The following is a 24,141-nucleotide window of genomic DNA, read 5'->3' as shown; positions in this document are numbered from 1 at the left end:
GCTTCACCCGAACGACAGTCGCGGCAGCAGCAACGCCATATCGGGCCAAATCCACAACAGCCAGATCAGCAGCAGCATCATGAACAGAAACGGCAGCGTCCCGACGATGACTTCGGTGATCGTGCCCGTGCCGCGAATGCCCTGCACGACGTAGAGATTCATGCCGACCGGCGGCGTGATAAGGGCAAGTTCGGCCATCACCACCAGGAAGATGCCGAACCATACCGGATCGATGCCGATCGCCACGACCAGCGGGAACACGATCGGGATCGTGCCGATCACCATCGCCAGCGCGTCGAGGAAGCACCCGAGGATGAGATAGAACACGGTCAGGATCGCGATCATCTGCCCGGGCGACGCGCCGATCGACTTGACGTAATTCGCCAAGGCCTGCGGCACGCCCATCAAGCCGAGCACGAAGTTCAAATAGAACGCCGCCGCCGCGATCAGCATGATCATCGCCGTGATCGACACGGTCGACACGAAGCTTTCGTGCAGCATGCGGAAGCTGAGCTTGCCGTAGCAAGCCGCCAGCGCCAGCGCCACGACGACGCCGATCGCCGCCGATTCCGTGGGCGTCGCCCAGCCCGCATAGATCGTGCCCATCACCGCGACGAAGATCGCCGCCGGCGGCAACAAATCGACGAGGCGTCCAAGCCGGACCAGCAACGGATCGCGCGCTTCGACCGGCCCCGCGAAGGCCGGGCGCCATTTGCACAGCACGATCACGACCAACATGAACAGCCCCGTGAGCACCAGCCCCGGCAACACACCGGCGGCGTATAACCGGCCGACGGACGTATTGGTCATCGCGCCGTAGATGATCATGTTGATGCTGGGCGGAATCAGAATGCCCAGCGTGGCGCCCGCCGCGACGGTGCCGAGCACCAAGCGTTCGTCGTAGCCGCGATTGCGGAACGCCGGCAACGCGACGGTCCCGATCGTCGCCGCCGTCGCGACGGACGAACCGGACACGGCCGCGAACATCGCAGAGGCGCCGATATTCGTGTGCAACAAGCCGCCGGGCAGCGGGTTCAGCCAATCGGACAACGCCTTGTACATCCGGTCGGTGAAACCGCCGCGCACCAGAATTTCGCCCAACAGCACGAAAAGCGGGATCGCGACGAGCACGAAATTGTTGGTGGCGCCCCAAAACTGATTGCCGAAATTCATCACCGCCGGCGTGCCGAGGAACATCACGGCGCCGATCATGCTGATCGCGAACATGACGAAGGCGATGTGCAGGCCGATCGCCATCAGGCCGATCAGCAACACGAAACCGATCAATGCGGTCGAGGGATCGATCATCGGCCTTCCTCCTTGCGCGCTTCGAGTTCGGCGTCGACTTCGTCCTTGGCGGTCGCGGGACCGTAGAGACGATTGAGACGGCGGCGATCCGCAAACAGCAAATAGAGCGAATGCGCGGCATAGGCCGACGCGAAGACCGCGAACAAGCCCACGCCGAACAGCCATGTCGATTGCGGAATCCACAACGGCGTTTGCAGCGGATTGGTCGCGACGGACCGGAATTCGATGCTTTCGGACAGCACGTCTTGGCCGCGATAAAACGCGAAGATCGCGAAACCGGCGAGCGTCACCATCGCGACGGCGTTGAGAACGGCCTGCCAGAGCGCCGGCATACGGATCAAAAACACGTCGATGCGCGTGTGCCCGCGCATGGCCATCGTGTAGGACGCGCCGATGGCGGCGACGATGGCGAGCGCGTAGCCGCCGATATCGTCGATCCCCTGCAAGGAGAAGCCGAAGAATTTCCGCCCCACGATTTCGACCGTAATCGCGAAGGAGAGAATCAGCACGCCGTAGCCGCAAAGGATCGCGACGAAGCGCGCGACGGGTATGGCGATCTTGCCGACGGGATTTTCCATGATCGTCCTCGATGGGAACGGGGCGGCCCGGAACGGACCGCCCCTTTCCTTAACGCGTGTTCAGTCGATCTTGAAGCCGCGGACGCGGCCCACGGTCGCGTTCCACGTCGCCGTGCAGGACGGGTCGACCTTGTTGCAGGTCTCCTTCCAGATCGGCAGAACGACGGCCGTGACCGCCGCGTTGATCTTCTTCTCGTCGGCGGCCGAAACCTCGACGAGCTTCATGTTGTATTTGGTGCCTTCGACGCAGGGATCCTTGCCGACGTTGCAGTTGATCGCGTCGCCGTTCGCGCGTTCGGCCAGATCCCACATCTGATCCTCCATCTTCTTGAACTCGGCCAGCACCTTCGCCTGCATCGCGGGCGAATAGCGCTTCCAATGGTCGAGATTCATGAAGTGGCCCTGGACCGAGCCCGAGACCGAGAGCGGCAGGAAGTACGACGTGACTTCCGGCCACTTGCCCGAGTTGCCCGAAGTCGGCGAGGTCACGCCGCAATCGGCGACGCCGCGTTGCAGCGCCGGATAGACTTCCGAGAATTGCAGCGTCACGGGCGTGGCGCCGAGATTCTGGACGAGCGCGGCCATCGACGGCGTGAAGCTACGGACCTTCAGGCCCTTCACGTCGTCGACCGTCTTGATCTCCTTGCTGCAATAGAAGACCTGCGGGCCGAACGGCCACAGCGTCATGACCTTGGCGTTGAACTTGGTCTGGAGACGCTGATCGAAAGCCTCGCGATAGGCGTCGACCGCCGCGCGCAGCTGCTTCATGTCGGTCGACACGCCGATCAGATCGATGCCTTCGAAGAAGGGGTCGTCGCGCGAGGCCATGCCGATCTGCACCGACATCACGTCGAACGTGCCCGAACGCAGCAGGCGCAGCGCGTCCGCCGCCTGGACGTTCACCACGTCCATCGGGTTGTAGTTGATCGTCATCGGAACGCCGAGCGACGCCGGCAAATTCAGGAAGAACGGCTTCTCGATGTTGTCGACATGCTTGGTGTTCGACGAGAAATTCCCGGCGATGCGCATGGCGTTGGGGTTTTGCTGCGCCTGAACGGCCGGAACGGCCGCCAGACACGCGGCCAAAAGGCCGGCGGCTAACGCGAGTTTCATAACGGACTCCTTCCTTGACGTCTGCGGTGAGGTACCGCCGGACGCGGCGACAAGGCCGCCCCCAACGGATCGCTATCGCGCGGGGCGGCGTCGAGATCGAGCCCCGCGAGAACATGGTCGAGATGGCGGCGCATCAGCGCCGCCGCGGCGCGCGGATCGCGCGCTTCGATCGCATCGACGATTGACGCGTGCTCGTCGGGCGGGCACGCGGACTCGCCGGTCCGGTCATGCGCGAGAATGGCGAGGCACGTGACCGTCTCGTACTCGGCCAGCGTGCGCGCCAAAATGGCGTTCCCGGCCATCTCGGCGAGCTTCAGATGGAACTCGCCGGTCAAGCGCACCAAGCCGATGCGGTCGCCGCGCTTGCGCGCCGCATCCTCGGTGCGCAAATGGCCGCGCAGCTTGGCGATATCGGCCGCCGTCGCGTTGGAGGCGACGCGCGCGACCAGTTCGATTTCGATGAGGCGGCGCGCGTCGAACACGTCGGCCGTGCGCTTGGCGTCGGGCCAGGCGATCCGCGCACCTTGGTTCGGCGACAAATCGACCAGCCCGGCCTGGGCGAGCTTCGCCAGCCCCTGGCGCACGATCGTGCGGCTGACGCCGAAATATGCGCCCAGTTTCTCCTCGACCAAGCGCGTGCCGGGCGCCAGGCGATGGGACTGGATCGCCTCGACGACGCGCTCGAAAACGATCTCCGCCGTGGCGCCCGCGCGCCGGCCGCGCGGCCCCGCCTTCGACGACGGCGTCGCTTTTTTCCGCCGCGTGCCCGCCGGGCGGGCGGCAATCGCCTTCGAATTCGGCATTACGTTCGTTTTCCGTCGTTCGCGTTTCCGGACGGCGCCACACCCAGCACCTCTACCGCGGCGCATTGCACATTCGGCGCCAATCGCGATTTATCGCGAGAATTGGACACATGATTGTATCCAATCCAGCGGCGAGACGGCAAGGACGCCCGAAAAACGGCCTCTGGCGCCCTGTGGCACACGCATTGCTCATCCATCCCGACATCAGCACGCGTCGCCCCATCCCGCGCCGCCCGAAAACGGGCGCCCATCCAGATCAGGAGAGCTTCATGACCGAACCGACCCGCCTCGCCCTGCGCCATTCTTCTCTGAATCGGCGCGGCTTCCTTGCCGCGTCGCTCGCCGGCGCCGGCATTCTCGCCGCCCCCGCGATCGTCCGCGCCCAGCCCAAGGAAATGGTCGTCGGCGGTGCGTCCAGCCAACAGACCTGGACCAACGAGATCATGATCCCGGCCTTCGAGAAGAAGTACAACATCAAGGTCGTGTACGAGGGCACGCGCTCGCTCGTGAACCTCGAGAAGATGCAAAAGAACAAGGGCAGCCAATATCTGTCGCTCGTCCAGATGGACGATCCGGTGATGATCACCGCCGTCGCCGAAGGCCTGCTGACGCCGCTGCCCAAGGTCGTGCCGAACGCCGCGTCGCTGAAGCCGGGTGTCACGCATATGGACGGCATGTGGGTCAACTACCTGCAGCCCTGGGTCGGCATCGCCTACAACACGAACCGCATGGCCGCACCGGCCTCGTGGGCCGAAGCCTACGATCCCAAGTACAAGAGCCGCGTCATCCTGCCGGGCCTGCAGAACACCGAAGGCGTGATGAACCTGTTCCTCGCCTCATTCCTCAAGACCGGCAAGCCGATGGCCGAAGCGCAGAAGGATATGGACGCGGCCTTCGCCAAGCTGAAGGAAATGAAGCCGAACCTGCTGATGGCCTATACGCAGGAAGGCCAAGCCTACAATCTGCTCGAACAGGGCGAAGCGTTCATGGTCTACGGCTCGATCTCGACCCTGGCGCTGGCGCGCAAGGCGCGCGGCGCACCGATCGAGTTGGCCGCCCCCAAGGAAGGCACGTTCTCGATGCCGTCGGGCGTGGCGCTGGTCAAGGACGGTCCGATGCCCGAAATGGCGGCCGCTTACATCGATCTGATGCTGAGCCCGGAAATCCAGGCGCAGCTGGCCGCCGCGACCTACGCCTTGCCGACCAACGGCAAGGTGCCGGCCCCCGCCGGTCTCGACAAGCTGGTCATCCACCCGATCGATTGGGCGAATGTGTCGGCCAATCGCGCCAGCTGGGTGACCCGCTGGGATAAGGAAATGTCGCTCTGATCGAAGCTACACGAAGAAGCATACGATGACCGGAAACGAAGGATTTCTCGATGTCGGCGGCGCGGAGAAATCCTTCGCCGGCCATCGCGTGCTCAACGGCGTGGATATCAAGATCGCCCGAGGGGAGTTCGTCTCTCTCCTCGGGCCTTCGGGCTGCGGCAAAACCACGTTGCTGCGCATCGTCTCTGGGCTGATGAGCCCCGATCAAGGCGTCGTCAAACTCGACGGCAAGGACATCACGAATACGCCGCCGCATCTGCGCGACGTCGGCGTCGTGTTCCAGAACTACGCGCTATTCCCGCATCTCTCGGTCGCCGAGAATGTGCGCTTCGGCTTGCGCGCGCGCAAAGTGCCGAAGGACCAGCACAAGGCGACGATCGAAAAATTCCTCGGCCTCGTGCACATGACGGCCTTCGCCGATCGGCCGGTGCGGGGCTTGTCCGGCGGCCAGCAACAGCGCGTGGCGGTCGCCCGCGCGCTTGCGGTCGCCCCCAAACTGATGCTGCTCGACGAGCCGTTCTCGGCCCTCGATCGCAAGCTGCGCGAAAATATGCAGATCGAGCTGAAAGGCCTGCTGCGCTCGCTCGGCATCACGACCGTTCTGGTCACGCATGACCAGGAGGAAGCGTTGGTCATGTCCGATCGCGTCGCTGTGATGAGCCGCGGCGCGATCGAGCAATTCGCGACGCCGCTCGACATCTATCACAAGCCCAAGACCGGCTTCGTGCTCGAGTTCGTCGGCCATTCGACGCGCATCGCCGGCACGGCCGGTCCCGCCGAAGGCGATATTCTGGCGGTCGACACCGCGTTCGGCCGCATCTTCGTCCAGGCCGGTTATACGCGCGGCTCCGCCGTCACCCTCGCCGTGCGGCCCGAACGCATCGCGCTGGGCGCCCCGCCCGCGAACGAGGCGGTCAATTATATCGACGCCGAGGTGAAGGAGATCATCTTCCAAGGCTCGCGCATCCATGTGCTGCTCGCCGGCGCGAATGGCGCGAGTGCGATGGTCGAAACCAGCGCTTTGCCGCCGGGCCTTGCCATCGGCACGCAAACGACCTTGTGGTGGCGTTTGGAAGACACGTTGATCTATCCCGCCGAGGCCCAAGCCGCATGACGATGAAGCTCCGCTTCGATCCGGTCCTGCTGCTGGCGTTGCCGGCGGCGATCTATATGGTGATCGTGTTCGCCATCCCGGTCGTGGTGCTGGTCGCGCGCGGCTTCATGGGCGCGGATGGTTTCACGCTGTCGAACTACTCGAGCTTCCTGTCCGAGCCGTTCAACTGGGTCGTCATCGGCAACACGCTGCGCGTCGCCTTCTGGACGACGGTCGTGTGCCTCGCTCTCGGCTATCCCACGGCGGTCGCCCTCGCGCGCTCCAAGGGCGCGGTTCAAGTGGCGATGCTGATCGCGATCATCCTGCCGCTGTCGGTCGGCGTGGTCGTCAAGACCTTCGCCTGGCAGATCGTGCTGCGCCGCGACGGCATTGTCGCCGCCATTCTCGTCGCGACCGGCGTTTGGGACGAACCCAAATTGCTGCTGTTCACCGAACACGGCCTCGTCATGGGGGCCGCGAACGTGTTCCTGCCCTTTATGATCCTGCCGATCTATTCGGTGCTGAAACTCGCCGACCCGAATTTGCAGGACGCGGCCGCGACGCTGGGCGCACCGCCCGTGTTCCGCTTCTTCAACGTGGCGCTGCCGCTCGCCATGCCGGGCATCGTCGGCGGCGTGTCGATCGTGTTCTCGCTCGCCACATCGATGTACGTCATTCCCAGCCTGCTGATCGGCGACCGCTTCCAAACGCTGGCGACGCTGACCGGCCGCGCCTTCCTGCTGATGCGTAACGAGGCGCTGGGCGCGACGACCGCGACGATCCTGCTGTTCCTGGCGGTCGCCATCGTGGCGTGCAGCGCGCTGCTCTCGCGCGGCAAGGGAGATTCGCGATGACCCTGACCGAACGCACCGCCAATGTCGCGGTCTGGGCGATTGCCGCCGCGACGGTCATCTTCCTGCTGACCCCGCTGGTCGTCGCCATCGTCGTGTCGTTCGGCTCGAGCAATCTCTTCACCCTGCCCCCGCCCGGCTGGTCGATGCGCTGGTATCAACGTTTGATGAATGTGCGCGGATTGTCGAGCTCGCTGATCGTCTCGGCGCAGATCGCGGCGGTCGCCACACTGGTTTCGATGTTGATCGGCGGCATGGCGGCGACGGCGCTGGCGCGCGGGCGCTTTGCGGGCCGCGAAGCGATCGCCGCGTTCCTGACCTCGCCTTTGATGCTGCCGGGCCTCGTGCTCGGCATCGCCTTCCTGCAGGCCTTCCGCTACGCCGGGTTGCGCGACGTGTGGCTGAGCCTCGCCCTCGCCCATGTCGTCATCACCATTCCCTATATCGCGCGCACGCTCTATTCGGCGCTGACGCTGTTCGATTTCTCGCTGATCGACGCGGCGCGTACGCTGGGCTGTTCGGCGCCGCAAGCCGTGACGCGCGTGCTGATCCCGAACTTGGCGCCCGCCTTCCTCACGTCGGGAATCTTCGCGTTCCTCGCGTCGATGGACAACTACGCGGTGTCGATCTTTTTCACCAACGCGTGGACGAAGACGCTGCCGATCCAGATGCTGAATCTGGTCGAAGAACAGCCCGACCCGACGATCGCGGCGATTTCCAGCCTGTTGATCGGCTTGGTCTTGTTGCTGTTGTTGCTCTGCGAACGTATGGTCGGCCTGCGCAAAATCGCGGAGATGTAATGCCCACGCCGACCGAACGTTTTCTCGCCCAGAACAAATATCTGGCGGTGGTGACACCGTCCGGTAACAACGTCGTCGAGCGCGTGACCGCCGGCGTGCTGTCGCATTTCCCCGCGGTCGTGCCGCTGCATTCGCGCACGCCCGTATTCGGCACCAGCGACCCATTCCCCGGCAGCTACGATTGGCAATCGATGACCCGCGCCGCCGAACTGCTCGGCCATGCCAAGCCGGGCGTGATCGTGTGGAACGGCAGCAAGGGCGGCTCGGTCGGCCATAAGGTCGAAGGGGAACTCGTCCAGCGCCTGTCCGAAACGGCCGGTTGTCCGGCGACCACGTCGCTGTTCGCGCAGATCGATGCGCTGAACGCGCTGGGTGCGAAACGCATCGGCTTCGTGACACCCTATCTCGACCCGTATCAAGCGAAGGTCGAAGCGAATTTCGCGGCATTGGGGTTCGAGACCGTGTCGCGGTCCAATCTGCGGCTCACTGACAATCTCAGCTACGCCTTCGTGCCGCTCGATACGATCCGCGAGCAGGCGCGCGACGCCGCCAAGGCGAAGCCCGACGTATTGATCGGCTGGTGCACGAACTACCCTGCCGCGATCGTGGCGGCGGAAATCGAGGGCGAGACGGGCATTCCCTTCCACGACGCGACATCGATCGTGATCTGGAAGGCGTTGAAGATGCTGGGCGTCGACCCTTCGCCCGCCGCCGCCGCGTGGGGCGGCGTGTTCAAGCTCTAACGCCGGCGCCACGCGCGATAGGCGTCTTCCAACTCGGCCTCCGCGCCGTCGCGGTTCGCAAACAGCACGAGCCCGTCGCGCGTCGCCGGATCGAACGCCGCCAAAGCGCGCCAGCCGCGATTGATCCCGTGATGGCCGATCACGCCGTTATCGATCTCGACGCCCAAGCCGTAACGCGGCCATAGCCCGTCGACCCCGCCGGTTTCGATCGTCGCCTCGGCGAGGTGCGCAAGTGGCGCATCGATCATGAAACGCGCGAAGGCGGACGGTGTGGCGAGCAACCCCGCCGCCGCGCCGTCGTAACGATAGAACGGCAGCGAATTGCCTGCCGCGTCGTGTCCGGTTTCGCATGACAGGCCCGTCGGGTTGGCCCACAAATCCCATTCGCGAACCAGATCGTCGAAGCTGCGGCCCGCCGTTTCCTCGATCGCCAATTGCAGCCAAGTATAGCCGCCGCCCGAATAGGCGAAGCGCCCATTCGGTCCCGTCCGGCGCAGGGGTCCGGGCGCACCGATCCCATCCAAGGATTGCGCCAATGTAGGCACGGGCGCATCGGGTTCGCGGCCGGGATAATCGGGCACGGACAGGCCGGCGCGGTGCATCAACACGTCGCGGATCGTGATATCGGCGGCGTCGAAGGGCGGCGTCCAGGTTGCCGTTGCGACGGGCGCATCGAGATCGAGATGGCGTAACGCGAGCGCGGCGGTCACCATCTTGCCCAGCGACGCCGCTTGGAAAAAGCGCGCATCGCCGCGCGTTTCGACGATGCGACCGGCTTCGATCCGCGCGTAACCCGGGATCACCCCTGCCCGCCGCGCCGTTGCAGGCCCACGTCGCGCGCCATCGCGCGCTGATACATTTCGCGATAGGCGGGCTCGAGCTTGGTGGCCTCGACGCGCAACGCGGCCATATCGGCCGCGAGCTTGGGCGTGAGTTCGGCGATTTCTGCGTAGATCGCCTTCTCGTCCAGCGTCAGCAAGCGGCCGTTATGGACGACCAACTCGCCGTCGACGATCACGTCGCGCACCGACGAACCCGTTTCGCAGAACACGAGCTGGCGTTCGATATCGTTGAGCGGCACGAAGGCGGGCGTTTCCAGATCGACGAGGATCACGTCGCCCGCCGCCCCGACCTCCAGCTTGCCGAGTTTTTCATTGCGCCGGGCCGCACGCGCCCCGCCGTCGAACAACGCATCGAGAACTTCCGGCGCGGACGGCCATTCGCGCCAATCCTCGCGCGCGATATTGTGAACGAGCCCCGCCGCCTTGGCCGCGAGCCAAAGATTATGCGTGTCGTCGACCGTCGCTTCGTCCGTGCCGATGGCGATGGGCACGCCCGCGTTGCGCAAACGCCGCCACGGCATGATGCCGCTGCCCAGGCGCAGATTGCAGATCGGGTTATGCGCGACCGTGCAGCCCGATTTCGCCAGCACGGCGATATCCTCGTCGTCGATCCAGATCGCGTGGATGACGAGCATGCGCTCATCCAGGAAGCCGAGATCGTTCACGTATTTGACGAGGGATTTGCCGAGCTTTTCCTCGCCGAACACACGCTGCGTCTTGGTCTCCAGGATATGGACGAAGAACGGCAGATCGCGCTCGCGCGACAGCGCCGACAAGCGGCCAAAATAATCCTTCGTCACGCGATGCGGGGCCGAACACGAAACGGCCGCGCCCAAACGCCCGCGCGCGGCCCCGTGCCATTTGCCGACAAGATGGGCGTAGCATGCCATCAATTCGTCGGCCGATTGGCGGGGGGCGGCGTCCATCGCCGCCCGCGTTTCGGCGTCGATCAACTCGGCCAGAAACGGCTGCTTCTCGTATTCGACGATATTGGGCTGATCGAGGGCGACCGTCGCGCGCATGCCCGAATCGCGATAGGCGGTCATCACCGCATCGATCGCGTCGGGCGACACGGTCGGTACGAAAAACGCGTCGTCGAGGACCGTGGTGATGCCAAGCTTCAGCATCTCGATCGCCCCCAGCGCCGTGCGCAGATAGGCGAGCCGCCCGGCCGTGGCGCTATCGGCCAGCGGCGGCACCTCGTAGAGCATGAAAACTTCGAGCGGATAGGAATCGAGGCAGCCGCGCATCAGATTGCCGGGCGAATGCACATGCGCGTTGATCAGGCCCGGCAGCGCCAGCTTGCCCTCGGCCTGCACGACCTCGACGCCCGGCGGCGGATCGGCGACTTTGCCGATCGCGGCGATCTTGCCGTCGCGGATCAGGATATCGGCGGGAATGAGCGAACGCGGCCGCGTGGGCGATACGATTCGGGCGTTGCGGATCAGCAAATCGTGGGTCATGGTCGCGGCTCTTTTAACACAGAACGACGATTCCATGGCCCCCCTTCCGTCTGCGCGCAAGCATATCGGCATGCTCACGCCGTCCTCCAACACGGTGCTCGAACCCGTCACCGCCGCGATGCTGGCGAGCCTGCCGGACGTGACCGCGCATTTCGGCCGCTTCCGGGTGACGGAGATTTCGCTGGGCGAAAAGGCGCTGGCGCAGTTCGACGATACGCCGATCTTGGCCGCCGCCGAATTGCTGGCTGATGCGCGCGCGGGCGCCATCGTGTGGAACGGCACGTCGGCAAGCTGGCTGGGCCTCGATGCGGACCGGCGGCTTTGCGCGCGAATCGCGGAACGCACCGGCGCCAAGGCCGGCACGTCGGTCCTGGCACTGATGGAGTTGTTCCGCGCGTTCGGCGTAAAACGCTACGGCCTCGTCTCGCCCTATCTCGACGATGTGCAGGCGAAGATCGTCGCCAATTTCGAACGCGAAGGCCTGACCTGCGCCGCTGAGCGGCACACGGGCGAGCGCGTCAACTACGCCTTCGCCGAGATCGACGAAGCGACGATCGCCCGGCTGATCCGCGAGGTTGCGGCCGCCAAGCCCGACGCGATCGTCATCCTGTGCACCAATATGCGCGGCGGCAAAATCGCGGCGGAACTCGAACGCGAACTCGGCATCCCCGTTCTCGACACGGTCGCGACGGCGGTGTGGACCGGCCTGCGTCTGATCGGCGAGAAACCGTCGCGCGTGCAGAGTTGGGGACGTTTGTTCGAGATTCCGTGATCGGCGTTCATCGGAACCACGCGCCGCCGCGCACGGCAACCGCGACCACGATGCCGTAGGCCGCGAGTGCGGCAGCAAGACATACGAAGATCCAGTCGATCGGCGCGCCGAGACGCAACGCGATCACGCTGCCGCCCAACGCGATCGCCACGCGCAGGAGCCCGCCGAGCAACGGCCAGAAGAGCCGCCCCGCCCCTTGCGAGGCGAAATAGAGCGCGAGCCCCAGGCCGAAGAAACCGTAGAACGGCCCGACGATGCGTAGATAGGCGCTGCCGGTTTCGATCATCGCGGGCGCGACGCTGAACAGGCCGAGCCATGTTTCGGGCCAGATCGCGGCGACGATGCCGATCGCTTCCGTCACCGCGAAGGCGAGCGCGCCGCCGACCATCGCGATCGATAGCGCGCGGTCGCGGTTGCCGGCCCCGATATTGGTGCCGACCAGCGCCACCATCGGCGCGCCGATGCCGAAGATCAGCGGGATCAGAAGATATTCGAGCCGTGCGCCCGTGCCGAAACCGGCCACGGCGTCGGCCCCGGCTTCATGCGCCACCAGCGCCGTCGCGCCCGCGATCACCAGCGTCGTCAGGATCGACGAAATGGCCGAAAACGCGCCGATCCGCAGAATGTCGGCGATCGGCGTCCAGCGCAGCTTGACCCAACGCAGCCTTGCGGCGTTGCGCCCCGTCAGGATGTACCAGGCGAAGGCGAGCGTGGCGCCGGCGAAAAAGATCACGACGGCGAGCCCGCCGCCCGCCACGCCCAAGGCCGGGATCGGGCCGACGCCGAAAATCAGCAACGGCGACGCCGGGATCAGGAACGCCACGCCGATCGAGGTGACGATCGCCGGGAACAGCATATTGCCCGTGCCGCGGATGACGCTCGCCAGCGCGTTCGACACCCAGACGAACACGCCGCCCGCGAAAACGATGTCGGAATAGACGAGGGCCGCCTCCAATTCGCCGCCGGTCCCGCCCATCGCGCGATAGATGTCGCGGCCGAAGGCCAGGAACACGATCGCGAAGACCAGCGCCAAGGCAAGATTGACGACGACGGCATGCAGCACGATCGCGTCGGCCGCGTCGCGCTTACCGGCCCCCAAGGCGCGCGCGACGGCGGAAGATATGCCCCCGCCCATCGCGCCCGCCGAGATCATCGTCATCAGCATGAAGGGCGGGAAGACCAGGGCCATGCCGGCCAGCGCGTCGGTGCCGAGCTTGGCGAGCCACCAGGTTTCGATCAGCCCGGTCGAAGCCTGCGCGATCATGATCAGCACATTGGGCCACGCCATACGCAGCAGCAGCGGTACGATCGGCGCTTCCAACAAGCGGCGCGTGCGCGGATCCATCGTCGCGGTCGCGGCCGTCATCGCACGCCCTCCGCGCCTTCATAACGCCGCCTTGTGCGTTCATTGGCGGCGGGGCCCGCCGCCATGCGGAATTCCGGTGCGGCGATCGGCAAGCCCGACACACGGTCAACCAGGATCGGTTCGGCCTCCCGCCCCGTCGACACATGGATCAGCCGCACGCTCTTGCCCTCGGGCGCGAAATGCTTGTTGCCCCATTCCATCATCATGGTCAGGACGGAGCGGAAATCGCGGCCGCGCGGTGTGAGCACGTATTCGTAACGCGCGGGCCGTTCGCTATAGCGGCGCTTCTCCAGCAGGCCCGAAGCGACCAGCGCCTTTAGCCGGCGCGTGAGCATGTTGGGCGCGATCCCCAGACTATCCTGGAATTCGTCGAAGCGTTTCAGCCCCGCGAAGGCATCGCGCAGGATCAGAATGCTCCACCATTCGCCCACGCGTTCCAATCCGCGCGCGATCGGGCAGGTCATCCGCTTGAAACTCTTGCGCTTCATCTTTCTTTCTCCGCCGGTCTTGCGGGGATATGACCCCATTACTATCATTATGCAAGTAACTAGATGGAGAAAATCATGCGCCGCCCCGACATCGTCCTCGCCGCCCCAATCCGCACCGCGATCGGCGCGTTCAACGGCGCGCTGAAAACCGTGCCGGCGACCGAACTTGGCGCGCTGGTCGTGCGCGAGACATTGCGGCGCGCGGGGCTCGGCGCCGACAAGCTGGGCGCCGTCGTCATGGGCAACGTCATCCAGGCCGGCAACAAGATGAATCCGGCCCGCCAGGCGGCGATCGGGGCGAATGTGCCCGTGTCAATCCCGGCCCTGACCGTCAACCGCGTCTGCGGTTCGGGCGCGCAAGCCGTGGTTTCGGCCGCATTGGAAATCGCGGCGGGAGATGCCGATTTCATCGTCGCGGGCGGGATGGAGAACATGGATCGCGCGCCCTATCTGCTCGACAACGGGCGCTGGGGCTATCGCATGGGCCCGGCGGAGATTCTCGATTCGATGCTCACCGACGGGCTGCATGATGCGTTCTCGGGCAAGCATTCGGGCTGGCACACCGAAGACCTCGCCGCGAAATACGGATTGACCCGCGAAACGCAGGACGCATTCGCCGCGCGCTCGCAGCAACGTTTCGCCGCCGCACGAAGTGCGGGCAAGTTCGATGCGGAGATCGTGCCGGTCGAACTCAAAACGCGCAAAGGCGTGGAAGTTTTCGGGCGGGACGAAGCGCCGCGCCCCGACACGACGATCGACGTGCTCGCGAAGCTCAAACCCGCCTTCCGCGCCGACGGCACGATCACCGCCGGCAATTCGCCCGGCCTCAATAGCGGTGCGGCCGCGATGATCGTCGCGTCGCGCGACGCCGCCGACAAGGCCGGGATCGAGCCGGTCGCGCGCCTGGCGGGCTACGGCGTCGCGGCGGTCGAGCCGGGGATGTTCGGGATCGGCCCCGTCCCGGCGGTGCGCAAAGCGCTCGACAAGGCGGGCTGGAAACTTTCCGACGTCGAACGCGTCGAGATCAACGAAGCCTTCGCGGCCGTCCCGCTTGCGGTGATGCGCGAGCTTGGCCTGCCGCCCGATATCGTCAATGTCGACGGCGGCGCGATCGCGCATGGCCATCCGATCGGCGCCACGGGCGCCGTACTGACCACGCGCCTGCTGCATTCGATGAAGCGCGACGGCCTGCGCAACGGCATCGTCACCTTGTGCATCGGCGGCGGCCAAGGCATCGCTTTGGCGCTGGAAACGCTCTAGCCCCGACGGTCTTACGCGGATTTCGCGAATTCGACGAAGGCGCGCAAGGCCGCGGGCAATTGCCGGCGGCTGGGGTAGTAGAGATAGAAGCCCGGAAATTCCGGGCACCAATCCTCCAGCACGCGCACCAGCCGCCCCGCCACCAAATGCTCGGCGACCTGGGCTTCGAACGCGTAGGTGATCCCCACGCCTTCGACCGCGGCCTGGACGCACAGACTCAACTCGTCGAGCGTCAAGCGGCCTTCGACTTCGACCTTCGTTTCCTTGCCGCCGCGTTCGAACTCCCAGTTGTAAACGCGCCCGCTGCCCAAGCGGAAACGCACGCAGGGCAACGATTTCAGATCGGCGGGCGTTTTCGGTTTCGGATGGCGATGGAAAAATTCGGGCGACGCCACGATCGCCGCGCGCTGGCGCGGGCCCAGCGGCATCGCGATCATGTCCTGCGCCAAGGTTTCGCCGAAGCGAATGCCCGCGTCGTAACCCTTGGCGACGATGTCGATCAACGCGCTGTCGATGTCGATCTCGACATTGACGCCCGGATAGGCGTCGAGGAAGCGCGCGACGAAGGGCAGTACGACGATCTGCACGGCGGCGTTGGCGGTGTTGAGGCGCAGCGTGCCCGCCGGCGAATCCCGGAACATGTTCAGATCGTCGATCGCGTCGGCGATGTCGCGAAACGCCGGTGCGACGCGCGCTTGCAAACGCCGCCCCGCCTCGGTCAGCGCCACGCTGCGCGTCGTGCGATTGACCAAGCGTACGCCCAGCCGTTCCTCCAGCAGGCGCAACGAATGGCTCAAGGCCGACGGCGTGCAGCCGCGCTCGTTCGCCGCCTGGCGGAAGCTGCGATGCTTCGCGATCGCCAGAAACCCGGCCAAATCGCTGGGGTCGATCCGATCCATTGATGAGTTATACTCACTACTTCACGTATTTAATAGTCTATTATCTCATCAGTTATCCGGGCGTATCCCTTTTCGCACGGACGGGGACGATCCCCACCGATCGAAAAAGGAGACAGAAAATGCAGCCCAAGACTTGGTTCATCACCGGCGCCTCGCGCGGCTTCGGTGCGCGGATCGCCAGCCGGGCCCTGGCCCAGGGCGACTATGTCGTCGCCACGGCGCGCAATCCCGCGACCATCGACGAAACGCTCGGCCATCACCCCAATCTGCTGGCGCTGAAACTCGACGTGACCGACGAGGCGCAAGCGCGCGCCGCCGCCCAGCACGCGGTCGAACGCTTTGGCCGGATCGACGTGTTGCTGAACAACGCGGGCTTCGGTCTGCTGGGCGCGGTCGAGGAAGCCACGGCGCGCGAAATCGAAGCGCTTTATCGCACCAACGTGTTCGGCCTTCTGGCCGTGACGCGCGCGGTGCTGCCGCATATGCGCCGCCAGCGTTCGGGGCGCGTGCTGAACATATCCTCGATCGGCGGCTATCGCGGCGGCGCGGGGTTCGGCGTCTATTGCTCGACCAAATTCGCGGTCGAGGGATTGTCGGAAGCGCTGCACGACGAACTCGCCCCACTCGGCATCCATGTGACGGTGATCGAGCCCGGTTATTTCCGCACCGACTTCCTCGATGCGACCTCGCTGTCGGTCAGTCAGGTCCGGATTCCGGATTACGACGCGACCGCCGGCAAGGTGCGCCAGGTGGCGGCGGAGATCAGCCACAATCAGCCGGGCGATCCGGAAAAGCTGGCGCGCAGCATCGTCGCCTTCGCCGATGCGCCCAACCCGCCCGTCCGGCTGCCTTTGGGCAGCGACACGGTGGCGGCGATCGCGGCCAAGCACCAGGACGACGCCGCGATCCTCGACAAATGGCGTTCGGTCGCGATCTCGACCGATTTCGCGGCACCGCAGGCCGCGTGAGCGGCTCGGCGGCGGCGCTTGGCGGCGATCAGAAATCCGCCAGGCGCCGCAAGCCGACCAGACGATCCCCGACGAACAACACGCCGATCGTCAGCAGGATCAAACAGGCCGACATCGCCGCGATCGACGGATCGGGCTGCTCCTCTAGGAATTGCAGCATCTGGATCGGCAGCGTCTTGGTGCGCGGATCGGTGAAGAAGATCGAGATCGGATAATTGTCGAGCGAGGCGAGAAACGCGAACAGCCCCGAGGTGAGGAAGGCCGGCGCCAGCACCGGCACCATCACCTTGCGCAGTGCGCGCGGATAGGAGCAGCCCAGCGTGCGCGCCGCGTCGATCAGCGAGAAATCGAACAGCGACAGGCTCGCCATCACCGTGCGCATGACATAGGGCATGGTGATGACGATATGCGCGATCAACAGGCTGGTATAGGCGTCGCGCAAGCCGAGCTCGCGCAGGAACTGCAACATCGCCACGCCGACCACGAGGCCCGGCATCATCAACGGCGAGACGACGAAGGTCGCGATCGCGTCGCGGCCGGGGAAGCGCCCGCGCACCGTGGCGATGGCGCAGAGCGTGCCGGCGACCAGCGATATCGCGGTCGAGATCGCCGCGATCTGCAACGACAGCAGCAGCGACGGAATCAAGCCCGCGCGCGCCGCCATGCGCTCGTACCAGCGGAACGACCAATCGGGCGGCGGCAAGGTGAATACCGTCGAGTTGGCGAAAGACACGATCACCGTGACGACCAGCGGCGTCATCAAAAATACGACCGACAGCGCCGTCACGACCGCGACATAGAAAATGGCAATACGGCGCGCCCGGATCATCGCGCGGGCCGCAAGCGGTTGGAGAGATACGAGCTGACCATCACGACCGCGATGGCGATGATCAGCAGGATCACCGCGACGGTCGCCCCCAGCGTTTCGTTGCGCAGGAACAGGAACGACCGGCCGGTCAGCGTCGCGAGCAATTGATAGCGGTCGCCGATCAGCAGCGACGGGATCACATACATCGAAATCGACAGCGAGAAGACGAAGGCGATGCCCGCGACCACGCCCGGCAGGCTGAGGATCGCGGTGATGCGCAGGAATCCGTAGACCGGCCCCGCCCCCAGCGTCGCCGCCGCCTCGCTCAAACGCGGATCGATCAAGCGCACGACCGAATAGATCGGCAGCACCATGAAGGGCAGAAAGATATTCGCAGCCCCCAAAACGAGCCCGGTTTCGGTGAACAGGAAGCGCACCGGCTCGTCGATCAGGCCGATCCATTCGAGGAAACGGTTCACCACGCCGTCGCGGCGCAGCACGATCTGCCACGAAAACGCCTTCACGACCGCGCCGATCGACAGCGGCAGGATCATCGCGACCAGCAGCATCACTTGCAGCCAGCCGCGCGATAGCGCCAGCGCGAACGCGACGGGATAGCCCAAAAACAGTGTGACCAGCGTGATGAGGAACGCGATCTTCAGCGTGTTCGTCAGCACGCGCCAGCTGAACGGATCCGAGAAAAACTTGACGTAGCTGGCGAGCGTGAACCCATCCGCCGTCCACACGCTTTTGATCAGCAGCAGGCCGAGGGGCAGCGCGAAGGCGAAAGCGAGATAGGCGGTCGCCGGCACGGCCAGCCAAGCGAGCGGATCGAGGCGGCGTATCGCCGCGATCATGCCGGCGCCTCGGCCGGGAAGATAAGCGTATCCGCGATCTGCCAGGAGAACTCGACCACGCCATCGGCCGGCAATTCCGGCATGTCGGCCGCGTTGAGTTCGGCGACACCTTGGCCGCCCTCGCCCGCGTCGAAAATCACCATCAGCTTGGAACCGAGGAAGACGCGATCGATCACGCGCGCGGCCAGCGCGTTGCGATCGGGCGACGGCGGACGATTGACGGCGATCTTTTCCGGGCGCACGCCCGCGAGCACATCCACGCCGCGCAGGAAATGTCCCTTGCCGGCGATTTTCCCCAGCGGCGTGTCGAGTTGCACGTAATCGCCATCGACCGACGCGACGGTCGCGCGCAGACGCGTCGATCCGCCGAGGAATTCGAGCGCGAAGGCCGTCGCGGGCCGATCGTAGATCGTCTTGGGGGCGGCAAGCTGTTCGATGGCGCCGCGATTCATCACCGCGATGCGATCGGACATCACCATCGCTTCTTCCTGGTCGTGCGTGACGAACACGGCGGTGATGCCGAGTTCGCGCAACAAGCGGCGAAGATCGATCTGCATGGATTCGCGCAGCTTGCGGTCAAGGGCCGAGAACGGCTCGTCGAGCAGCAGCAGGCTCGGCCGGATCGCCAACGCACGCGCCACGGCCACGCGCTGTTGCTGGCCGCCCGACAGCGCGAAGATCGTGCGCGGCGCCATCTCGGCCAGCTTCACGAGTTCGAGCGTGCGCTTCACGATCTCCGCGACTTCCGTCTTCGGCGTGCCCTTGGCTTCCAAACCGAAGGCGACATTCTCCGCGACCGTCAGATGCGGGAACAGCGCGTAATTCTGGAACACGACGCCGATATTGCGCTTATGCGCGGGCAAGGCGGTCAAATCCTTGCCGTCGACGGCGATCGTGCCGCTGTCGGAATTCAACAGCCCGGCGACAAGGCGCAGCAGCGTGGTCTTGCCGCAGCCGGAAGGACCAAGAAGAGAAATAAACTCGCCGCGCCCGACGGACAGGTCGAGCCGGTCGAGCACGGTCGTTTCGCCGTAGGCTTTGGAAACGCCGCGGATATCGAGGTGAGCCTGTGTCATTCGCGGAAATGCCGCCGCCCGCGCATGGGGTCGCGGGCGACGGCGTCCTTTCGTCTTTTCGTCAGATCGCCATCTCGCGGTCCCAACGCTCGACCAGCATGGTGCGGTTCTTGGTGAACCAGCCCCAATCGGGCGCGAAGACCTCGACGCCCGCCGGCAGCGCAACGGTCGACGGCGCGTCGGTGTTCGTCGGCAGCGAGTAGGTCAGCGGCGTCAGCTCCGCCTGAAGCTGCGCGCCGAGCATCTCGTTGATATAGGCGGTCGCGAGATCCTTGTTCGGCGCGTTGGCGACCAGGCAGATTCCCGACGGCATGGCGAAGATGCCTTCCTTCGGGGCGGCGAGATCGACCGGCGCGCCCGCCTGCTTGCGCAGCAGCGCGTAGGACGAGAACGTGCCGTGGATCCAAGCTTCGCCCTGTTCCAGCAGATTGAACGACTGCGGTAGGTTCGTGTAGATCGTCAGCAGGCTCGATTTCAGCGTGCGCAGCTTCTTGAAACCCGCTTCGAAATCGTATTGCGCGTCCTTCAGCGGCTTGCCGGTTTCCAGATGCGCCGCCATGTACAGCGCCCAGGGACCGTCGGTGTTCTGCAACGACGGCAGCGCCACCTTGCCCTTCATCCGGGGCTCCCACATCGTCGTCCAGCTCGGCACGCCCGAAGCCAGCGACTTCGTGTTGTAGGCGAGGCCCGACCACGGCGCTTGATAGTTCGCCCACATGCCGTCCATATGGATCGCGGAAGCGCGCAGCTTGGAAAGATTGGGAATCTGCGCGACTGGCAGCTTCTCGATCAGCTTTTCCTCGACGGCCTGGATCATCACCGGATCGTCCATCTGAATGACGGACATCATCGGTTTGTCCTTCGCGGCGCGCATCTTTTCCAGATTGATCGTCGAGCGCGTGCCTTCGTAGAGGATCTTGCAGTTATACTTCTTTTCGAACATCGGAATGACGTGCGAGTCCATCCACGGCTTGTGGCTGGCCGCACCGCCGATCACGAGTTCGTTCGTCTGCGCGCGCAGGATCGCCGGGAACCCGGCCACGCCGGCGGCGAGCGCGCCGAAGCGCAGCATGGAACGACGGCTTAACGATTGCCGCTCGGTCGTTTCGACCTTTTTCATCGCCCTCTCCTCTCCTGTTCAGGTGGGCGATATTCCGCAAGTTCCATGCCAGCGATGGGGCGCTACACCCTTCGCGCGAGAAGATCGTCCTCTAAACCGATGGTCACAAGACCGTGCGATCTACCTGCCGAAACGCGCGATCCAATGCCGCGCCACGTCGGCGCGCGTCGCACACCAGGCTTTCGCTCCGGGCCGCGTCACGTGGTCGAGGATACGCTTCAATCCGGCCATGCGGCCCGGCCGACCGACCATGCGCAGATGCAGGCCGATCGGCAGCAAGCGCGGCGTCTTCGCCCCTTCGTCATGCAGCCAATCGAACGCGTCGGTCGTATAGGTCGCGAAATCGCCGCCCAACGCGAAACGTTGGAATCCCTGATGGAAATGCATGTCGTTCGTGTCGAACGCATAAGGCAGCACCAGATGGCGCTTGCCCGCGACGTCGACGAAATACGGCAGTTCGTCGCCATAGGCGTCGCTGTCGTAAAGGAAGCCGCCATGCTCGACCAGCAGTTTGCGCGTGTTGGCCGACGGGGCGGAGCGCGTATGCCAGCCCACGGGCCGCATGCCGGTCGTACGCTCGATCACCGCGACGGTCTTGGCGATCGCTTCGCGTTCCTGTTCCAATGGCATGGTCGCATGGGTTTCCCAGCGCCAGCCATGGCACGCGATCTCGTGGCCGCGCTTGGCCGCATCGATCGTGATCTCGGGCGAGCGTTCGATCGCGCGCCCGCAGGAGGACAACGTGAACTTCACGCCGTAGCGATCGAATAATTCGGCGATACGCCAATAAGCGACGCGCGTGCCGTAGTCGAAATGGGATTCAAGACACGGGTCCGGGCGGCCGACGACTTCGTCCGCGACTTCGTAGACTTTCTCGTTGCGCTCGTCGCCGTCGGCGATCGATAGCTCCGCCCCTTCCTCGAAATTCACGACGAAGGTGACGGCGACGCGCGCACCGCCCGGCCAATCGGCGAAAGGCGGGTTGGGACCGTAGCCGCGAAGATCGCGCGCCATGGTCAAGCCATCTCCATCGTCACGCCGGGGCGGCCCGCGCGCGCCCATAACCGGTCGGCCGCTTTCTGTGCTTCGACGATCACTTCGTCCGCGTCGAACAAAGTCGGCTTGCCGTTTTCCATGATGACTTTCCCGTCGATGACCGTCGTCGAAACATTCGGTCCGATGCCGCTATGCACGACGATACCAATTCCGTCGACGATCGGGCGCAGATTCGGCGCCGCCGCATCCAGCAGAATGAAATCGGCTTTAGCGCCGGGCTTCAAAACGCCGATTTCGCCGTCCATCGCCAACGCCTTCGCCCCGCCGCGCGTCGCCCAGCCGAATACCGTGCGTGCATCGCAGGCATAACCCGCGCCGCGCACGCGCGCGACCGCCAAGGCCGTGCGCATCGATTCGAACATGTCGCCGGTTTTGGTGTCGGTGCAGATGGCGATGGTGGCGCCGGCCTTCTCCAGCGCCACGATCGGCGCGATCATGCCCGACGACACATTCCCGACCGGCGCATGCGCCACGTTTATGCCGGCCTTGCCGACCAGATCGATCTCCGCCTCGTTCAGGAAGATGCAATGCGCCGCGACCAGATCGCCATTCAGCAACCCGACTTCGTCGAGTAATTGCGCGGGACCTTTGCCTTCGCGCGCCGTCACGCGCTCGACCTCCATCGGCGATTGGGCGAGATGCGTATGCACTTGGCGCCCGTCCTTCGCGGCAAGGTCCGCGACGATGCGCAGCAAATCGCGCGAGCACGTATCGGGCGCATGCGGCGCATGGAAGCAGCGAATACGGCCTTCCGCCTTGCCGTCCCAAGCGGCGATCATGTCTTGGCTTTCGGCCAGCGTGGCTTCGCCCAGCTTGCGATCATGCGCCCACGCACCGTCGGCCAAGGCGGCGGTGTCCGCGTCGTGGATGCGCCCGCCGACGAAGCCGCGCAAACCCGTCTCCGCCAACGCGGCCGCGCAAGCTTGCGGCTTTCGGTAGTAATCGACGGCCGTGGTCGTGCCCATGCGCAGCAATTCCCACGCACCCAGCCGCGCAAACAGATAGGTCTCCTCGTCCGACAGCCAATGGCCTTGCGGAATGCCGGGCGTATAAGCGGGCGCGAACCCCAGATCCTCGACCATCCCGCGCACGATCGTCAGCGGCGTGTGATTGTGGACGTTGACGAGGCCGGGCATCAGAATATTGCCCTTCGCGTCGATCCGGCGCGCCGCCTTAAAGGCGGCGTCGATCGCACGCGTTTCGCCGATCGCGACGATGCGCGTGCCCGTCACCGCGACAGCGCCGTCGCCGATCGCTGTACCCTCGCCGGTGACGATGACGGCGCCAGCGACGATCAGATCGCATGTTTGCGGCGGTACTTGCGTTGTCATGCCGAGAATCCTTCGTCGCGCGCGATCAACGCGATCAGACCGCCGTCTTCGGGGCCGTGATGTTCCGCCCCGCCCGAGACGAAGCAATAGGAATGGCCGATCACCGACGCGATCATCGCGCCATAGGCGGAACGGCCGTGGCGATGCTCATGGATGTCGCTATCGCTGTTCATGGTGTGGCGCGCACCCCTGATAAAGCCATCGCCCGGCGGATCGCCCTTGGACAGCGACGCGACGATCCGGGAACTCGCATCGGGCGACGCCTGCGGCGCGGCGGCGATACCAAGCTTGGCGAGAACAGCGGCGACACCGGGCGAGTCCAGCGGATCGCGCAGCGTTCCGGCGGCGACGCGCAAGCCCTTCGTGCCGCCGGGCGCGTTGGCCAAGACGATCACTTGCTGCGTCGTCGTATCGTCGCGCGCCACGACGAAAACGCGGCCGCAGAATTTCGAAAAATCCTTGAGGAAGGCCGCTTCGTCGATCTCGCCGGCGATCTCGCCCAAGGCTTGCGCGACGCCGAGCGACACGGCGGCGCGCACGCGCGGCGACGAGGCCCCTTGCGCGGCGTCGCCGGGCGCACGCACGATTACGAAACCGACTTGCGACGCATCGCGCGCACCCGCCGCTTTCATCGCGGCGCGAACCATGTCGGCCGTCACGGCCGAATGCGCCCGACGCGCCAGTTCGGCGGGCGCAAGATCGCGGATATCCATGCCCAGCGCCAGCCCCGGTTCCGTTCCGGTGGTCGGCACGGCGACAAGAACCAGCATATGCGGCGAGACGACGCCTTCGCTGCCGCCCGAAATCAGCACGAGAACCTTGCGGCGCAATGTTTCGGCATCGTCGCCGCCGCGCGCGGCGATCGTGTCGCGCACGGCGCGATCGACGAAATGCCGCGTCCAGTCGTTGTTCAGACCGTTGCCCTCGGTCTTGCAGAACACCGCCTTGATGTCGGAAGCGGCAATGTTCCCTTGGTCCAATAGCCCTGCGAGACCGGACATGTCGTCGGGGTCGCGCATCGGAAAACGATAGACGGTACAAGCGCTCATAAATCCTCGGTCAGCAGGTTCCATGCCAAGGAAACCGCCGCTTCGGGGGCCTCGTGTGGCGTGCAAAAGGGCATTTTTGTATACATCGTGCCATAATTGTGTGCATCGCACAACCTGCGACGTCGGCGCGGCTTGACGGGACCCGCCACCAAGGGGCAATAACGCGTAT

Annotated in this window: 24 protein-coding genes; 8 read left to right on the top strand and 16 right to left on the bottom strand. The window is 65.1% G+C overall.

The features are described from left to right. Positions 1–3: 3 nt before the first annotated feature. The 4 genes from J0H39_08375 to J0H39_08360 are packed head-to-tail and all read right to left on the bottom strand — an operon-like array spanning position 4 to position 3,802. Positions 4–1,308: a TRAP transporter large permease gene (locus J0H39_08375; protein ID MBN9496757.1), complete on the bottom strand. Its 1,305-nt coding sequence runs from the start codon at positions 1,306–1,308 to the stop codon at positions 4–6. Next, entirely contained in the window at positions 1,305–1,886 is a 582-nt protein-coding gene (locus J0H39_08370) for a TRAP transporter small permease (protein MBN9496756.1), read from the bottom strand. Before J0H39_08370 ends, J0H39_08375 begins: the two co-directional genes overlap by 4 nt. Positions 1,887–1,946: 60 nt before the next feature. Further along, on the bottom strand, positions 1,947–2,999 hold the full coding sequence (locus J0H39_08365; GenBank protein ID MBN9496755.1) for a TRAP transporter substrate-binding protein: 1,053 nt from the start codon (positions 2,997–2,999) through the stop codon (positions 1,947–1,949). Next, positions 2,996–3,802 carry a GntR family transcriptional regulator gene (locus J0H39_08360; protein MBN9496754.1) on the bottom strand — a complete coding sequence of 269 codons (807 nt, stop codon included), beginning with the start codon at positions 3,800–3,802 and terminating at the stop codon, positions 2,996–2,998. The genes J0H39_08365 and J0H39_08360 overlap by 4 nt, the downstream gene beginning before the upstream one ends. Before the next feature lie 269 nt (positions 3,803–4,071). Between J0H39_08360 and J0H39_08355 the strand changes: the two genes are divergently transcribed. Genes J0H39_08355 through J0H39_08335 form a run of 5 tightly spaced genes read left to right on the top strand, consistent with a single transcriptional unit; the run spans position 4,072 to position 8,617 of the window. Beyond that, the gene (locus J0H39_08355; protein ID MBN9496753.1) at positions 4,072–5,130 is read left to right on the top strand and encodes an extracellular solute-binding protein; all 1,059 of its coding nucleotides are present in this window, start codon (positions 4,072–4,074) and stop codon (positions 5,128–5,130) included. A gap of 25 nt (positions 5,131–5,155) precedes the next feature. After that, positions 5,156–6,244: an ABC transporter ATP-binding protein gene (locus tag J0H39_08350; protein MBN9496752.1), complete on the top strand. Its 1,089-nt coding sequence runs from the start codon at positions 5,156–5,158 to the stop codon at positions 6,242–6,244. Between the two features lie 2 nt (positions 6,245–6,246). Then, a complete protein-coding gene (locus tag J0H39_08345; GenBank protein MBN9496751.1) occupies positions 6,247–7,077 on the top strand; it encodes an ABC transporter permease in 831 nt (276 codons plus the stop codon). Continuing rightward, positions 7,074–7,874: an ABC transporter permease gene (locus J0H39_08340; protein MBN9496750.1), complete on the top strand. Its 801-nt coding sequence runs from the start codon at positions 7,074–7,076 to the stop codon at positions 7,872–7,874. Before J0H39_08345 ends, J0H39_08340 begins: the two co-directional genes overlap by 4 nt. Beyond that, positions 7,874–8,617 carry a hypothetical protein gene (locus J0H39_08335; protein ID MBN9496749.1) on the top strand — a complete coding sequence of 248 codons (744 nt, stop codon included), beginning with the start codon at positions 7,874–7,876 and terminating at the stop codon, positions 8,615–8,617. Before J0H39_08340 ends, J0H39_08335 begins: the two co-directional genes overlap by 1 nt. Here the strand turns inward: J0H39_08335 and J0H39_08330 are convergent. After that, positions 8,614–9,420: a beta-lactamase family protein gene (locus J0H39_08330; GenBank protein ID MBN9496748.1), complete on the bottom strand. Its 807-nt coding sequence runs from the start codon at positions 9,418–9,420 to the stop codon at positions 8,614–8,616. The genes J0H39_08335 and J0H39_08330 overlap by 4 nt on opposite strands. Further along, a complete protein-coding gene (locus J0H39_08325; GenBank protein ID MBN9496747.1) occupies positions 9,417–10,922 on the bottom strand; it encodes an amidohydrolase family protein in 1,506 nt (501 codons plus the stop codon). The genes J0H39_08330 and J0H39_08325 overlap by 4 nt, the downstream gene beginning before the upstream one ends. A gap of 34 nt (positions 10,923–10,956) precedes the next feature. Between J0H39_08325 and J0H39_08320 the strand changes: the two genes are divergently transcribed. Further along, positions 10,957–11,694 (top strand): Asp/Glu/hydantoin racemase, encoded by a 738-nt coding sequence (locus tag J0H39_08320; protein ID MBN9496746.1) that lies wholly within the window; start codon positions 10,957–10,959, stop codon positions 11,692–11,694. Between the two features lie 7 nt (positions 11,695–11,701). Here J0H39_08320 and J0H39_08315 read toward each other — a convergent pair whose 3' ends face one another. Together J0H39_08315 and J0H39_08310 are read right to left on the bottom strand one after the other, a co-directional pair. Beyond that, on the bottom strand, positions 11,702–13,060 hold the full coding sequence (locus tag J0H39_08315; GenBank protein ID MBN9496745.1) for an MATE family efflux transporter: 1,359 nt from the start codon (positions 13,058–13,060) through the stop codon (positions 11,702–11,704). Next, entirely contained in the window at positions 13,057–13,548 is a 492-nt protein-coding gene (locus tag J0H39_08310) for a helix-turn-helix transcriptional regulator (GenBank protein MBN9496744.1), read from the bottom strand. Before J0H39_08310 ends, J0H39_08315 begins: the two co-directional genes overlap by 4 nt. 75 nt (positions 13,549–13,623) lie before the next feature. On the opposite strand from J0H39_08310, the gene J0H39_08305 reads away from it, so the two are divergent. Beyond that, a complete protein-coding gene (locus J0H39_08305; GenBank protein MBN9496743.1) occupies positions 13,624–14,808 on the top strand; it encodes an acetyl-CoA C-acetyltransferase in 1,185 nt (394 codons plus the stop codon). A gap of 11 nt (positions 14,809–14,819) precedes the next feature. Here the strand turns inward: J0H39_08305 and J0H39_08300 are convergent, their stop codons facing one another. Continuing rightward, entirely contained in the window at positions 14,820–15,707 is an 888-nt protein-coding gene (locus J0H39_08300; protein MBN9496742.1) for a LysR family transcriptional regulator, read from the bottom strand. A gap of 119 nt (positions 15,708–15,826) precedes the next feature. Between J0H39_08300 and J0H39_08295 the strand changes: the two genes are divergently transcribed. Further along, positions 15,827–16,675 carry an SDR family NAD(P)-dependent oxidoreductase gene (locus J0H39_08295; protein ID MBN9496741.1) on the top strand — a complete coding sequence of 283 codons (849 nt, stop codon included), beginning with the start codon at positions 15,827–15,829 and terminating at the stop codon, positions 16,673–16,675. 28 nt (positions 16,676–16,703) lie between these two features. Here the strand turns inward: J0H39_08295 and J0H39_08290 are convergent, their stop codons facing one another. From J0H39_08290 to J0H39_08260, 7 genes are all read right to left on the bottom strand, one after another. After that, positions 16,704–17,504, bottom strand: coding sequence for an ABC transporter permease (locus J0H39_08290; GenBank protein MBN9496740.1), 801 nt, complete (start codon positions 17,502–17,504; stop codon positions 16,704–16,706). Beyond that, positions 17,501–18,340 (bottom strand): ABC transporter permease, encoded by an 840-nt coding sequence (locus J0H39_08285; protein MBN9496739.1) that lies wholly within the window; start codon positions 18,338–18,340, stop codon positions 17,501–17,503. The genes J0H39_08290 and J0H39_08285 overlap by 4 nt, the downstream gene beginning before the upstream one ends. Then, positions 18,337–19,416 carry an ABC transporter ATP-binding protein gene (locus J0H39_08280; protein MBN9496738.1) on the bottom strand — a complete coding sequence of 360 codons (1,080 nt, stop codon included), beginning with the start codon at positions 19,414–19,416 and terminating at the stop codon, positions 18,337–18,339. Before J0H39_08280 ends, J0H39_08285 begins: the two co-directional genes overlap by 4 nt. Before the next feature lie 61 nt (positions 19,417–19,477). Beyond that, entirely contained in the window at positions 19,478–20,536 is a 1,059-nt protein-coding gene (locus J0H39_08275; protein ID MBN9496737.1) for an ABC transporter substrate-binding protein, read from the bottom strand. Between the two features lie 120 nt (positions 20,537–20,656). Further along, on the bottom strand, positions 20,657–21,550 hold the full coding sequence (locus J0H39_08270; protein MBN9496736.1) for a polysaccharide deacetylase family protein: 894 nt from the start codon (positions 21,548–21,550) through the stop codon (positions 20,657–20,659). 2 nt (positions 21,551–21,552) lie between these two features. Next, entirely contained in the window at positions 21,553–22,923 is a 1,371-nt protein-coding gene (locus tag J0H39_08265; GenBank protein ID MBN9496735.1) for an amidohydrolase family protein, read from the bottom strand. Beyond that, on the bottom strand, positions 22,920–23,972 hold the full coding sequence (locus J0H39_08260) for a cyanuric acid amidohydrolase (protein MBN9496734.1): 1,053 nt from the start codon (positions 23,970–23,972) through the stop codon (positions 22,920–22,922). Before J0H39_08260 ends, J0H39_08265 begins: the two co-directional genes overlap by 4 nt. Positions 23,973–24,141 lie beyond the last annotated feature (169 nt).

This window comes from Alphaproteobacteria bacterium (assembly GCA_017308135.1).
GTDB lineage: Bacteria > Pseudomonadota > Alphaproteobacteria > CACIAM-22H2 > CACIAM-22H2 > Tagaea.
Note: the sequence above shows the minus strand (reverse complement) of the source record. Positions and strands in the feature narration are given on the sequence as shown.